Raw genomic sequence first — 14,155 nt, forward strand, 5'->3', positions numbered from 1 at the left:
CTTGCACAAGAGCAACAACAAAACTCAATATACCGCAAGTATATCACACGTTCCCCGGCAAGACGAGCATCCACGCCCGGTCACGCGACACGGCGCGTTGCGGCGGCCTCGCTGCCGGCGCGTGCGCTCTCGGCCTGCGCGGGATAACGTTATCGGCAACACCGTCATGCCGGCGCGCCGCCGCGCCGACATGCGACGGTGGGCATGACGGTCGAGGGGGCCGAATGGACCGGATCTTTGCCAGCGAGGCGCTCCTACCGGGCGGCTGGGCACGCGATGTCGCGATCGTCATCGATGGCGGGCGCATCGCCTCCGTCACCCCGAACGCCGCGCCGGATGGGCTCCGCGTCGACGCTCTCCTTCCGGCACCCGCGAACCTTCACAGCCACGCCTTTCAGCGCGCGATGGCAGGGCTCACCGAGTTCCGCGGGCCGGATCCGGCCGACAGCTTCTGGACGTGGCGGCAGCTCATGTTCCGTTTTCTCGACCGCCTGACACCCGATCATGTGGAGGCGATCGCCGCCTTCGTGCAGATGGAGATGCTGGAGGCCGGGTACGGCGCCAGCGTCGAGTTCCATTATATCCACCACGCACCGGGCGGCGCGGCCTATGCCCGGCTCGGCGAGATGTCCGAGCGGATCGCCGCCGCCGCCGCTCAATCGGGGATCGGATTGACGCTGCTGCCCGTCCTCTACCAGCAGGGCGGCTGCGATGGGCGCCCCCTCACGGCCGGTCAAATCCGCTTCGGCAACACGCTCGACGCGTTCGCCCGCCTGATCGACGCCGCCAAGACCGCACTCGCCCCCCTCCCCGACGCGGGCCTCGGCCTCGCGATCCACTCTTTGCGCGCCGTCGCCCCGGCGTCGATGCGCGAGGCGCTCGGCCTCCTCGCGGACGGCCCGATCCATATGCACCTTGCCGAGCAGGTCGCCGAGGTGAAGGAGGTCGAAGCCGCGCTCGGAGCGCGCCCCGTCACCTGGGCGCTCGCCAATCTGCCGGTCGATCCGCGTTGGTGCCTCATCCATTCGACCCAGATGACCCCGGAGGAGACGGTCGCGCTCGCCGCCACGGGCGCGGTCGCCGGCCTCTGTCCGATCACCGAAAGCAATCTCGGTGACGGGATTTTCGATGGCGTCCGCTATCTCGGCGCGGGCGGACGCATCGGCGTCGGCTCCGATTCCAATATCCGCATCCGCCTCGCCGAGGAGCTGCGCACGCTGGAGCACACCCAGCGCCTCCATCATCGCGGCCGCGCGATGCTCGCCGAACGGGCCCGCTCGACCGGCCGCCGGCTCTGGGAGGCCGTCGCCGCCGGCGGAGCCCAGGCCGCTCGGCGCCAAAGCGGCCGCATCGAGGCGGGCGCGCTCGCCGATCTCGTCAGCCTTCGCGGCGACGATGTCGATCTCATGGGCCTTGCCGGCGACACGCGTCTCGATGCGTTCGTCTTCGCGGCGGGCGATGGATGCGTGAGCGATGTCTGGTCGGCCGGCCGTCACCTGGTGCGCAACGGGCGGCACCAACGGCGCGAGGCGATCGAAACGCGCTACCGCCGTGCGCTCGCCGATCTGCGCGCCGCACTCTGACCGCCACAACCGCGGCGACGGTCTGCCATCGCCGCCCCGCCGGCACACGATTTGAGGCGACTGGATTCCGCGTGCTAGGCTCGCGCCATGAATATGATTTCAATTCTATAATATTGCGCCGGCGTGCCCCATCTCTTCGTCAACCGGCCCCGCATTCACGCTGTGCTCGCCGACCGGCCGAGCCTGCGCGAAGAGTTCAAATGGGAGACGATCAATGCGATCGTCTACAAAATCGGCGGGCTTTTGTTCATCGCCGGCAGCTTCTGCTTTTTCCCGCGCTGGAGCGCCTATGCCGATCTCGGCGCGTGGATCTTCATCGCCGGATCGCTCTTCTATCTTCTGGTGACGAGCCACGACATGGCGGAGGTTCTGCGCCTCGCGCGGGAGCGGAACGCGCCGCCGACCGTCTGGGACCGGCTCGAGTTCAGCGCCGCCGTCGCCTACCTCACCGGCACGATCCTCTTTACAGTGGGCAGCGTCTTCTTTTTGTCGATCGTCGGGCTCAACACGGCGGGCGCGTGGTGCTTCGTGATCGGCAGCGTGCTCTTCATCGTCGGGGCGACGATCAATGTGCTTCAGATCACGCAAGCCGACAGCATGATCACCTTGCAGCTCATGAACCTGACCGCGCTCACCTTCGTGATGGGATCGCTGTTGTTTACCGTCGCGTCTGTTCCCTATCTCTGGTCCGTCGACAATGCCGATGACGCGTGGATGATCGATGCGTTCGTCGCCTGGCAATATGTGGTCGGAAGCGCCCTTTTCTTTCTCGGCGGCGTCTTCAACTATTGGCGCGCCTTCATCGTCATCCGCGCCGCGGCCGAAACCTGACGGTCGGCCGTTGAATCGCGATTGACGATTCGCAATTCCGGCCGCCCCTCCTGCCCTATCCCTGCCGTTCAGGCCGCCCCAAGGCGGGCGCGGCCCTATCGAAGGGCACACCGTCATGAACTTGCCATTCCTCAAGAAACACACGGACGCCGTCCCGGTGAACGTGAGCCCGTTCGTCTCCCTGCAGCGCGAGGTCGAGCGTGTCTTCTCCGATTTCAATCGCGGCTGGCCGAGCCTTTCCTTCGATTGGCCACGCGTCTCCGTGCCCCGCATGGATATCGTCGAGAAGGACGGGCGCATCGAGATGTCGGCCGAGTTGCCGGGCCTTGAAGACAAAGACGTGCAGATCGAAGTCAGCGACAATGTCCTGACGATCAAAGGCGAGAAGAAGACCGAACGCGAGGAAAAGGACAGCGACAATTGCTATCTGTCCGAGCGGACATACGGATCCTTCACGCGGGTGATCGAGCTTCCCGAGGGCACCAAAGCGGAAGACGTCAAGGCGAAGATGGCAAAGGGTGTTCTCACCATCACCATTCCGAAGCCGGCCGAGTTCGCCAAATCCTCGTCGAAAAAGATCGCCATCGAAACGTCCGCCTGACCCCGGCCGATGCGATCCGATGCGCGCCGCCCGCCGGGGCGATGGTCCCTCCATGCGCCTCTCATGCTGGTCGAGGCCGTCAACGCCCTGGGCGTTCGCTCCGTTTTGGCTGTATATTGGCAGGGTTTGATGGACCGTGGCGCACATGGAGCAGAAACCGACCGACACGGACGGCGAGCGTGGCGCCGGACAACAGCACGTCTCAGCGCTCCGGTCCGCCGATATTGGGGACGGCGAGATCATGCGGCGATCGGCGCTGGTGATTGCACTCGGGCTCATCGCCAACGGCCTGATCCTCGCCATCGACCTCACATTGCCCCGGCAATACGCGACTGCCATCCTCTATGCCGTGCCGATCCTCGCGGCCTTCTGGCTGCCGTCTCCGCGCGCCACCATCATTCTCGCGCTCGCGGGAAGCGCCTGCTCCGTGATCGGCTATGCAATGACGCCGGTCGCGCCGCCAAGCGGTCCGATCGAAACGATGATCTACCGGATCGCCGCGCTCGCCGTCCTGTGGGGCACGGCAATCCTCGCGATCCGGCACCAGATCTCCCGGGCGCTCGCCGAACGGTCGACCACGATAGGGCGCCATCAGACCGCGCTCCTGCAAGCCATCCTCGACACCGCGCCCGACGCGCTGATCGTCATCGACAAAGACGGCGTCATCCAGTCGTTCAGCCGCTCGGCCGAACTCCTCTTCGGCTATGACGCGGCCGACGCGATCGGGCGCAACATCGTCATGTTGATGCCGCATGGCGACCGTGAGGAGCACCACCTCTATCTCGAACGTTATTTGCGCACGGGAGAGCGGCGCATCATCGGGATCGGACGCGTCGTGGAGGCCGAGACGAAAGACGGCATCACCATCCCCGTCGAGCTTTCGGTGGGCGAGGCGCGGGTCTCCAATCACCGGGTCTTTATCGGCTTCATTCGCGACCTGTCGGCCCGTATGCGGATCGAGGAAGAGTTGCGCCAGGCCCAGAAAATGGAGGCGATCGGCCAACTGACCGGCGGCATCGCGCACGACTTCAACAACCTTCTCTTGGTGATCGCCGGAAATCTCGAGCTGATCGAGGCGCACCCCGAACGACCCGACCCCATCGCGCTCAAGGAAGCGCGGGAGGCGGTCGAGCTCGGCACCAACCTCACGGCGCGCCTCCTCGCATTCGGCCGCAAGCAAGCGCTCGACCCCAAAGAGGTCGACCTTGCCGAACTCGTCGACGGGGTCGCCTCGATGCTGCGCCGGACGCTCGGCGACGAGATCGAGATCATCCTCGACATCCGCGACACGCCGGGCAAAGCCGTCGTCGATGCGGCGCAGCTCCAAACGGCGCTGATCAACCTCGCGATCAATGCGCGCGACGCGATGCCCGACGGCGGCCGCCTCGTGATTTCCGTCTTCGACACCGAGCTCGATGCAAACTACGCGCGGAACTTTCCCGAGGTCCGACTCGGCCGCTATATCGCGGTCCAGGTGACCGACAACGGCGCGGGAATGGACGAGGAGGCGCGCGAACATGCCTTCGAGCCGTTTTTCACGACGAAGCCGCTCGGCACGGGCAACGGGCTCGGCCTGTCGATGGTCTACGGTTTCGCCAAACAGTCCAACGGCCATGTGGAGATCGACAGCGCCCGCGGCCGCGGCACGACCGTCACGCTCTACCTTCCCCACGCCGAGGACGAACGGCGGCGCGCCCGTCCGGCTCAGGCCGAGACCACCGCCGAGATGGGGCGCGGCGAAACGATCCTCGTCGTCGAGGACGATCCGCGTGTCCGGCGCGTCGCGGTCGCCCGTCTGAGGGAGATCGGATATTTGACCGCGGAGGCGAGCAGCGGTCCCGATGCGTTGCGACAGTTGCGGACGATGCCGCACGTCGATCTCCTCTTCACCGATGTCGTCATGAGCGACGGGATGTCGGGCTTTGAGCTCGCGCGCCTCGCGCGGGCGGAGATGCCCAGGCTGCGCATCCTCTTCACCTCCGGCTATGCCGGCCTAGACACCGTCTCCCGCGAGACGAACATGCTGCCCGAGATGAGCGAAATGCTCCGCAAACCCTATTCGAGGCAGAAATTGGCCCGCACGGTGCGCACGATCCTCGACAAGCCGGATTGAGAGCCCGCGAGGCGGCCGCGCCGGCGCGCGGCTCTCCCGCCCGCGCTCAGGTGACCTTGATGTGGTCCTCCACCGCCACGACGCCGGGCGCCTTCCAGACGGCCGCCTTCACGAGTTCTTTCTCGTAGAGCGCCTTCACCTCGCCGCCGAGCCGCACGACCCCGTCTTTGACGTCGATATCGAGATTGGCCGCCTCGAGGTCGGCATTGCGGTGCAACGCGCGCACGATCTCGCGCTTCACCTCCGACTTTACGGCGTGCGGGACGACCTTCAGGAGGTTGCTGACCGACTTCACGCCGCCGATCCGCGCGACGTGCGCCTCCACCACCTCGCGCTGGAAGTGCCAGTCGACTTCGCCGCTGAGGGTCACGGCGCCGTCGCGCACTTCGGCCTGGATCTTATCGTGCGGCAGCGCCGGATCCCATTCGAGCACGTGGGCGATGCGCTTTGCGAGGGCGCTATCGTCATAGGGCTGCACCGTCCCGAGCACGACCCGGATATCCTCCGCGATCGAAACCACCCCGCGCACGCGTTTGACGGCGCGTTCGGCCGCCTTTCGCTCCGGATAGGTGTAGACGGTGCCCGACAGCGTCACCGCGCCGTCGACCACCGAGACCACGATATCCGACATATTGACCTCGGGGTCCCATTCGAGTTCGGCCAAGATATCGGTCTTGATGTCCTTGTCGCTGCGCATCGCGGCTGCTCCCTCGCCCGGCCTGTCGGAACGAAAGTGAATTGCCCGGCGACGGCCCACCGCTTGACAACCGTCAAGCCGCGGGCCGCCCGCCGAGCCGCCGTCAGATCGAGATGCTGCGGATGCCGGACGTCGACTTGCGAAAGGTGGCGATCTCGGTCGCGACGCCGATCTTGTAGCCGACCTGCCGGACGGTCACGATCGTGTCGGGCGGCAGCTTCTTGCGCAGCCGGGCGACGGTGCTGTCGATCGCACGGTCGAACGCATCGACATCGTCGCCCCGCGTGAGGATCAGCGCGTCCCGCGTCAGGACGCGGCCATTGGCTTGCGCGAGTGCGGCGAGGATCGCGAACTCGCCCTGTGTCAGCGGGATCGGCTGCCCATCCGGTCCGAGCAACACACGATCCCCGACGAGCAATTTCAACTCGCCGATCACATAGCCGAAACTGCCCGCTTCCTCCGCCCGTTCGCCCTCCTCCTCGTGCGGCGCCTTGGCGGTTCGACGCAGGACCGTGCGGACCCTCGCGAGCAGTTCGCGCATATGGAACGGTTTGACGAGATAGTCGTCGGCCCCGATCTCGAGCCCTACGACCCGGTCGATCACATCGCCCTTTCCCGTCACCATGATGATCGGCGTGTCGCTGGTTCGCCTCAATCTGCGGGCGATCTCGAAGCCGTCCGTGCCTGGGAGATTGAGGTCGAGGGTGATGAGATCATAGCGGCGCCGGGCCATCCGAGCCAAAAGCTCTTCTTCGTCGGCCGCTTCGTCGACGTCGAAGCCGTCCTGTTCCAGCGACCGCCGCAGCAGCGAACGGACCTTGGGGTCGTCGTCGACGATCATGATGCATGGCTGACGCATCGAAGACATTCGCCTCTCTGACAAGAGACCTTACCTCTCAACTACAACATGCCACACGTCCGCCACGTAGCAGGCAAATACGTGCGATGTCGATCTGGTTTAAGGGCGTCCCGCCGGAGACCCGGTTTCCCTGAGGACGGCACAATGATCGTTCCGAATTCCGTTCGCCCTGGCGTGGCAGAGCCGATCTGGTCAGCCCTTCCAACCCCCACGATCCGATTGGCGAGCCACGAACACCTTTTTCACGAGGGCGACCCCGCCGCCGCGATCTTCGAGATCGCGAGCGGAGTCGTCATCATTTACCGAACCGGGCTCGACGGGTGCCGGCTCATCCATGGATTGCGCTTCAAGGGGGAACTCGTCGGCGTCGGATACGGCGAGACCTATGGTGTCAGCGCCGTCGCGGTCCGGCCGGCGACGGTGCGGCGCATCTCGCGTGCCGCGCTCGACCGGGCGATTGATGACGATCCGGGAGCGGCCCGGCGCGTGCTCGAGGCGCTCACCTCTGAGTTGATGCGGATCAGCGACCGCCTCATGGTGATCGGCAGCCGCACCGCGATCGGCCGCGTCGCGGCGTGCCTTCTCGATCTGTCGGCCCGGTCGGCTGGCGGCGGGGAAACGTTCATCCTGCCGATCTGCCGCAGCGAAATGGCGGATTATCTCGGCCTCACCATCGAAACGGTGAGCCGGGCGATGACGCGCCTCAAAACGCTCGGCATCATCACCTTGCCACGGAGTGACACGGTGACGATCAAGGACCGCCCCGCCCTTCAGACCCTCGCCCATGACGACGGGGACGGCGCCGCGAGAGGCAGGCTCTGCGCCTGAGCGCCGGCACCCCGTCGCGTCAGATCAGCACGAACAGCCAACCGACACCGTAGGCGAGGCCGGCCGCGCCGGCGCCGATCGCGAAGGTCTCGAGGATCGACGTCAGCAGCGAACGCCGCGCGTGCCATGCCTTCAGAATGCCGAGGCCGATGAAACTCGTCCCCGTCATCACCGCCGCCGTCATGAACGGCGACGGCAGGCCGATCGCGAACGGCATGAGTGGGACGGAGCCGAACAGGACGAAGGCGCCGAATGTCGTCAGCGCCGCCCGCAGCGACGTGCGCCGCTGTGCGGTGAGCCCATATTCGCCGAGGAGCATGAGGTCGACCCAGGCGCGCTCGTTGGACGTCACCGCCTCGGTCGCCGCCGAAAGGTTCGGCTCGCGAATGCCCATTTTATAAAGGATCTCGCGGACCTCGCGACGCTCCCCGTCCGGCTCACGCGCGACCGAGCGCGCCTCGAACTCGCGCACCGCCGCATAACGCTGCTCTTCGGCGCGGGTGCTGAGATAGGCGCCGGAGGCCATCGAAAAGCCGTCCGCGACGAGATTGGCGAGCCCCAGGATGAGCGTCACCGCCGGAGAGAGCGAAGCGCCCGCGACCCCGGCGACGACGGCGAAGGTCGTCACGGTCCCATCGAAGCCGCCATAGATCGCATCGGCGGCATAGGAGGTGGCCGTCGGGGCGGTGAGACGGGCGCGGATCGCGGCCGGCGTGTGGTCGTGGCGCAGATCGGAGCCGGTGGAGAGCCGGGAGCGCAGGAGGCGTCGTACCGTAGCGAGCAACAGTCCGCCTCCATTGCGATGCAAACCCGATCCCTAAACGACGGGGCACAACCGGCATTGACCTCGGTCAATTCCGATCGGCCCGGTGCGCGCGCCCCGGCCGGCGACATGTCACGCATGGCGGCGCGATTGACCATCATCAAGCCGGTCATCCGGCCGACGGTCACGCTTCAGATGGCGGGACACCCCGCCAATTGGGGGAGGAGCGGCATGGAAGACCCTGTGATCGTCTGGTTGGAAAATGCGCGGCGCGGCGACGTCGCCCTCGTCGGCGGCAAGAACGCCTCGCTCGGCGAGATGATCGCGGCGCTCGCGCCGAAGGGGATCGCCGTCCCGCCCGGCTTTGCGACATCCGCCGCCGCCTACCGGTCCTTTCTCGCCGCAAACGACCTCGCGCCACGGATGCGCGACCTCCTCGACGACCTCGCGGCGCGGCGCGGAACCCTCCCCGATATCGCACGGGCGATCCGCCGCCTCATCGAGGTCGCGCCCTGGCCCGAGGCGCTCGCCGCGACCATCATCGAGGCCTATGACGAACTCTGCCGCCGGGAGGGCCAGCCGAACGTCGCCGTCGCGGTCCGGTCGAGCGCGACGGCCGAGGATCTCGCCGATGCGAGCTTCGCCGGGCAGCAGGAGACCTTTCTCAATGTCACCGGCGCCGGTCCCCTCCTCGATGCCGTGAGGCGCTGCTTCGCCTCCCTCTTCACCGCCCGCGCGATCGCCTATCGCGATACGAAAGGGTTCGATCATCTGTCGGTCGCGCTCTCGGTCGGCGTCCAGCTCATGGTGCGGACCGATATCGGCGGCTCCGGCGTGATGTTCACCATCGACCCCGAAACCGGCTTCGACCGCGTCGTCGTGATCAACGCGGCCTGGGGGCTCGGCGAAACCGTGGTTCAGGGGATCGTCGATCCAGACGAATACGTCGTCTACAAGCCGCTTCTGTCCGACACGCGCCGCGTGCCGATCACCGAGAAGCGGCGCGGCGAAAAGGCGATCAAGATGATCTACGGCGCCGGCGGGGAGCGCACGCGCACCGTGCCGACCGCGAAGGCGGAGCGCCGGCAGCTCGTCCTCGACGACGCGGACATCCTGACGCTCGCGCGATGGGCCGTCGCGATCGAGGCGCATTATGGCTGCCCGATGGACATCGAATGGGGTCGCGACGGCACCAACGGGCGACTTTATATCGTCCAGGCGCGGCCGGAGACGGTGCACGCGCATGAGGATACCTCCGTCCTCCACACCTACCGGATCGGCGCGAAGGGGAAGACCCTCCTCGAGGGCGTGGCGATCGGCGAGCAAGTGGTGACGGGCGAGGTCTGCCTCGTCGAAAATGTCGCCGATCAGGCCGATTTCGTCGACGGGGCGATCCTCGTGACGCACACCACCGACCCGGACTGGCTTCCCGTCATGAAACGGGCGGCGGCGATCATCACCGATCATGGCGGCCGCACGTCGCACGCCGCGATCGTCTCGCGCGAGCTCGGCCTGCCCGCGCTCGTCGGCACCGGCACGGCGACGGAGCGGCTTCATTCCGGCCAGACCGTCACGCTGTCCTGTGCGGAAGGCGACACCGGGTTCGTCTATGACGGCCCGGCGAGCGTGACGGCGGAGACGCTGTCCCTCACCGATCTGCCCGAGACCGCCACGAAGGTGATGCTCAATCTCGCCAACCCGGACGCCGCGTTCCGCTGGTGGCGCTTGCCTTCGGACGGGGTGGGGCTCGCGCGGATGGAGTTCGTGATCGCCAACCGGATCAAGGTGCACCCGATGGCCCTCGTCCGCATGGAGGCGGTGCGCGATGAGGCGGTGCGTCAGCAGATCGAAGCCCTCACCGAGGGGTTCGACGATCGGAGCGCCTATTTCGTCACGGGCCTTGCTCAGAGCCTCGCGCGGATCGCCGCCGTCGCGCATCCGAAGCGCTGCCTCGTCCGGTTCAGCGACTTCAAGACCAACGAATATGCCGGCCTCCTCGGCGGCAGCGCGTTCGAGCCGGCGGAGGAGAACCCGATGCTCGGCTTTCGCGGCGCCTCCCGCTACGCGGCCGACGCCTATCGCGCGGCGTTCGCGCTCGAATGCCGCGCGATCGCGATGCTGCGCCAGCATATCGGCTTCACGAATGTCGCGGTGATGGTCCCCTTCTGCCGGTCGGTGAACGAGGCCGACAAGGTTCTCGCCGTGATGGCCGAGAACGGCCTCGCGCGCGGCGACGATGGTCTCGAGGTGTTCGTGATGGCCGAGATCCCGTCGAACGTCGTCCTCGCGAAGTCGTTCGCCTCGCGCTTCGACGGCTTCTCGATCGGCTCCAACGACCTCACCCAGCTCACCCTCGGGGTCGATCGCGATTCCGAGCGTCTCGCGGCGATCTTCGACGAGAACGACGAGGCGGTGCGCTGGATGATCTCCACCGTGATCCGGGAGGCGCATGCCGCCGGCGCGGTCATCGGATTATGCGGTCAGGCGCCGAGCGACCATCCGGCGTTCGCCCAATTCCTCGTCGGTGAAGGGATCGACAGCATTTCGGTGACGCCCGACAGCTTCGTCGCCGTCAAGGCCTCGGTCGCCGCAGCGGAACGCGAACTCGCCCGCGTGCGGGCGCCGGCCTAAGACCTGACCGCCTAAGCCGCCGCGCGCTCCACGGAGAGCGCATCGGTGAAGGAGACGAGCTTCGCCGCCTCGGTGCCGTTCCGCCGGTCGGCGTCGGTGATCGTCACCTCGGCGATCGGCGCATGGCCGACGGCATGGCGCAAGGCGCGCATCACACCGCCTGATCCGGCACTCGCCCCCGTCACGATGAAGCCGACATCGCCGACCGTCCCGCTCACCTCGGTGAGGTAGCCGCGCACGGGCGGCGGGAGTGCGCCCGCCCAAACCGGCGTTGCGATGACGAGGATCGGGAAATCGGCGGGCTTCTTCGCGGGCTTGTGGACCGCGCCGACGCGGCGCATCAAAGCGTCGATCACCTTGGAGAATTTCGACCGCCTCTCGCGCGACAGCGGCACGATGCGCTCCAGCACGCCGCCAAGCCGATGCGCGACATAGCGCGCCGCGTGCGCCGTGTGACCGGTTTCGGAATAATAGACGACGAGCACCTTCGTCATGCGTGACACTCCTCGCACGGGCCGATTTGGGGTTGCCGAACGCGGGCCGGTGACGGCCTTCGGCGGACGCGCCGCCGCAGCGACTGCGCCGCCCCGACAAAATCCACGCTCCGCGCGCATCGCAATTGACGGTCGTCAACCGACAGGAGCGCCGGCTGCCGATCCTCCCCGTCCGTTCCACGCGAGGCGCGGAGCGTCATTTGCGAGAATTGCGGGAGAAGGACAGGAACGATGCCGCAGCACGAGTCGCCATGGCTCCCCATCGTCTCACCCTTCACCCTCGCACGGGACACCCCCGTCATGGCGGAGGCGAAGACGCTGTTCGGGGTGATGAGCACCGCGACGAAGGAGATCGCCTATTTCGTCAATCTGCGCATCTCCCGTCACGCCGATCTCCAGACGGCGCTCTCACGCTGCAACTCCTATGGCGAGGCGTTCGGCTGCGTCATGGAGTTCGGCCGCCTCACATCGATCGACTACCTCCAGGAGGCCGAGCGCGCGCCCCGGATCCTCGCCCACATGCCGGCCGAGGCGATGATCGACATGGACGCCAAGATGAGACCGGAACGCGCCCCCACGATCGAATAGGCGTGCGTCGACCGTGGGGGCGGACGACAGAACGGTGTATCGCGTCGGAGAGGCGTAAGGGTTTGTGACAGCGTCTCGCAACGGCTCCCATTCCGCGTGGTCGGCACGGCGCCGATGGCTCGGCGCGCAGCGCGCCGATGCCGTCGCCCAGTCGGTGCATCGCCTCCATCTGGCGGACGTTTTGCGCCGCCGCCATCCTGTCGGCAGCCTCGCCTCCCACCGCACGCTCTATGCTTATGTGTGGCGCACGACGAGCCGGCAGCAGATCCATATCCTCGCCTTCACCTGTGTCATCGCGCCCCTCACGATGGCGCCATTGGAGCTTCAGAGGCGGATCGTCGACGATGCGATTTCCGGCGGCTCGCTCTCGCTGATCGGCCTCTATGGCGCGGTCTATCTCGCCATCTCCCTCATCCAGGGCGGCCTCAAATACGCGCTGAACATGCAAAAGGCGCTGGTGCTCGAGACGGTGGCGCGAAGCCTGCGCCTTCAGATCCTCAGCGTCAGCCGGCCTCATATCGCAGGGGGCGAGGCCGAGCCGCCGCCCAATGTCGGCACCATGGTGTCGATGCTCCTGTCGGAGGCGGAGGATGTCGGCGGATTTGCGAGCGACAGCATCGCGGTTCCGGCGCTTCAGATCTCCACCATGTTCTGGGTCCTCGCCTACATGCTCTGGATCGAGCCGCTGATCGCAGTGCTCGCCGTCGCGATCTACCTGCCGCAGGCCGTCCTCGTGCCGCTGGTGCAGCACAAGATCAACCGCCTCATCAAGCGCAAGACCGAGCGGATGCGCCGGCTCGGCGCGACGGAAGTCCAGATCACGGGCGGTTACGGGTCGACGCGGCTCGCGCACATCCTCACCAACCACATCTTCACGCTGCGGATGATCATCTACAGGCTCAAATATTTCCTCACGTTTCTCGGCAATTTTCTCGATGCGCTCGGGCCGATCATGGTCCTGTGCGTCGGCGGCTATCTCGTCATCGCCGAGCAGACGAGCGTTGCGACGCTCGTCGTGTTCATCTCCGGCCTGCAGCGCATTTCCGATCCGTGGGACGTGCTGATCAACTTCTTCCGCACGACGCAGATCGCCCGCGTCTCCTACGGCATGATCGACGAGGCGTTGACGGTGGCGGGCCGCCCGCGCGCCTGAGGCGGCCAGTCAGGCCCGAACGTTCGCCCACCCCACCCGCGCGACATCCGGCACGAGCGTCGGGACGATGGCCGCCGCGCCGCGCAGTCCGCCATCGGCCGCCGTGATGACATGAACGGGGATGTCGCTCAGATAACGCGCCATGCGGCCCTTCGCGACGAAGGCGGCGCGGAACACCTCGCTGTCCAGGAAATCGAGGATTTTCGGAGCGATCCCGCCGCCGAGAAAGACGCCGCCGGTCGCGCCGACCACGAGGGCGACGTCGCCGGCGACGCGGGCGAGGATCCGCACGAAGGCGTCCAGCGTGCGCGGCGCCGTGCCGCCCTCCCCGCGCCGCGCCGATTCCACGATCTCCCGCGCAGTGCGCCCCGGTCCGCCGAAGGCGATGTCGATCGCCTCCAACCCGGCGCCGGACAGCACCCGCTCGACCGAGACGTGATCGTAAAGCGCCGAAAGGTGATCGTGGATGACCCATTCTTCTTCATTGATCGCGCCGAACGTCATGTGTCCGCCCTCTCCGGGCAACCCGGTCCAGCCGCGGGCGCACGGCACGAGGCTCGCAACGCCGAAGCCGGTGCCCGGACCGAGGACCGCGAGCGTCGCGCCGTCCTCGGCGCGTCCCGCCTTGATGGCGACGAGATCGTCGGGATCGAGTTGGGGGACCGCCCGCGCCAGAGCCTCGAAATCGTTGACGAGATGGGCGCCGAACACACCCGCCACCCGCCGAATGTCCGCCTCGCTGAACGACCATGGCGCATTGGTCAGCCGCGCGGCACCGCTTTCCACCGGCCCCGCGACCGCGAGGCACGCCGTTGCGGCGTGCACGCCGGTCTCGCTCAGATAGGTGGTCAACGCGTCCTCGAAGCTGGCGAAGGCCTTCGTCGACAGCGTTCGGCGGTTTCGGATGGTGTTGCCGAAGAGATCGCAGGTGGCGAACCGCGCGTGTGTTCCGCCGATATCGCCGATCAAGGCCTCACGTGAGGTCCATGGCATGGCGTTTCTCCCGTGCTCTGG

Annotated in this window: 13 protein-coding genes; 8 read left to right on the forward strand and 5 right to left on the reverse strand. The window is 66.8% G+C overall.

What is annotated here, in order from left to right:
- Window positions 1-224: 224 nt before the first annotated feature.
- The 4 genes from L1787_RS15565 (at window position 225) to L1787_RS15580 (ending at window position 5,128) form a co-directional block, all read left to right on the forward strand.
- Window positions 225-1,583 (forward strand): formimidoylglutamate deiminase, encoded by a 1,359-nt coding sequence (locus tag L1787_RS15565; RefSeq protein ID WP_235709747.1) that lies wholly within the window; start codon window positions 225-227, stop codon window positions 1,581-1,583.
- Window positions 1,584-1,706: 123 nt separating this feature from the next.
- The gene (locus L1787_RS15570) at window positions 1,707-2,414 is read left to right on the forward strand and encodes a YrhK family protein (protein WP_235709748.1); all 708 of its coding nucleotides are present in this window, start codon (window positions 1,707-1,709) and stop codon (window positions 2,412-2,414) included.
- 115 nt (window positions 2,415-2,529) lie between these two features.
- On the forward strand, window positions 2,530-3,015 hold the full coding sequence (locus tag L1787_RS15575) for an Hsp20/alpha crystallin family protein (RefSeq protein WP_235709749.1): 486 nt from the start codon (window positions 2,530-2,532) through the stop codon (window positions 3,013-3,015).
- A 145-nt stretch (window positions 3,016-3,160) separates the two neighbouring features.
- Window positions 3,161-5,128: a PAS domain-containing hybrid sensor histidine kinase/response regulator family protein gene (locus L1787_RS15580; protein WP_235709750.1), complete on the forward strand. Its 1,968-nt coding sequence runs from the start codon at window positions 3,161-3,163 to the stop codon at window positions 5,126-5,128.
- 46 nt (window positions 5,129-5,174) lie between these two features.
- Here the strand turns inward: L1787_RS15580 and L1787_RS15585 are convergent, their stop codons facing one another.
- Entirely contained in the window at window positions 5,175-5,825 is a 651-nt protein-coding gene (locus L1787_RS15585; protein WP_235709751.1) for a BON domain-containing protein, read from the reverse strand.
- Window positions 5,826-5,928: 103 nt separating this feature from the next.
- Complete coding sequence (locus tag L1787_RS15590; RefSeq protein ID WP_235709752.1) at window positions 5,929-6,693, reverse strand: response regulator; 765 nt, start codon at window positions 6,691-6,693, stop codon at window positions 5,929-5,931.
- Window positions 6,694-6,903: 210 nt separating this feature from the next.
- Here L1787_RS15590 and L1787_RS15595 point away from each other — a divergent pair, with 210 nt between their 5' ends.
- Window positions 6,904-7,512 carry a helix-turn-helix domain-containing protein gene (locus tag L1787_RS15595; protein WP_235709753.1) on the forward strand — a complete coding sequence of 203 codons (609 nt, stop codon included), beginning with the start codon at window positions 6,904-6,906 and terminating at the stop codon, window positions 7,510-7,512.
- Between the two features lie 19 nt (window positions 7,513-7,531).
- Here the strand turns inward: L1787_RS15595 and L1787_RS15600 are convergent, their stop codons facing one another.
- Complete coding sequence (locus tag L1787_RS15600) at window positions 7,532-8,296, reverse strand: VIT1/CCC1 transporter family protein (RefSeq protein ID WP_235709754.1); 765 nt, start codon at window positions 8,294-8,296, stop codon at window positions 7,532-7,534.
- Between the two features lie 210 nt (window positions 8,297-8,506).
- On the opposite strand from L1787_RS15600, the gene ppsA reads away from it, so the two are divergent.
- Entirely contained in the window at window positions 8,507-10,906 is a 2,400-nt protein-coding gene (gene ppsA / locus L1787_RS15605) for a phosphoenolpyruvate synthase (protein ID WP_235710062.1), read from the forward strand.
- Between the two features lie 11 nt (window positions 10,907-10,917).
- Here ppsA and L1787_RS15610 read toward each other — a convergent pair whose 3' ends face one another.
- Window positions 10,918-11,400, reverse strand: a complete 483-nt coding sequence (locus L1787_RS15610) for a flavodoxin family protein (RefSeq protein WP_235709755.1) — start codon at window positions 11,398-11,400, stop codon at window positions 10,918-10,920.
- A 231-nt stretch (window positions 11,401-11,631) separates the two neighbouring features.
- Here L1787_RS15610 and L1787_RS15615 point away from each other — a divergent pair, with 231 nt between their 5' ends.
- On the forward strand, window positions 11,632-11,988 hold the full coding sequence (locus L1787_RS15615) for a hypothetical protein (protein ID WP_235709756.1): 357 nt from the start codon (window positions 11,632-11,634) through the stop codon (window positions 11,986-11,988).
- Window positions 11,989-12,052: 64 nt separating this feature from the next.
- Window positions 12,053-13,141: an ABC transporter ATP-binding protein gene (locus L1787_RS15620; RefSeq protein ID WP_235709757.1), complete on the forward strand. Its 1,089-nt coding sequence runs from the start codon at window positions 12,053-12,055 to the stop codon at window positions 13,139-13,141.
- A gap of 9 nt (window positions 13,142-13,150) precedes the next feature.
- Here the strand turns inward: L1787_RS15620 and glk are convergent, their stop codons facing one another.
- Window positions 13,151-14,134, reverse strand: a complete 984-nt coding sequence (gene glk, locus L1787_RS15625) for a glucokinase (protein WP_235709758.1) — start codon at window positions 14,132-14,134, stop codon at window positions 13,151-13,153.
- Between the last annotated feature and the right edge of the window lie 21 nt (window positions 14,135-14,155).

The organism is Acuticoccus kalidii (assembly GCF_021556395.1).
Taxonomy (GTDB): Bacteria; Pseudomonadota; Alphaproteobacteria; order Rhizobiales; family Amorphaceae; genus Acuticoccus; species Acuticoccus kalidii.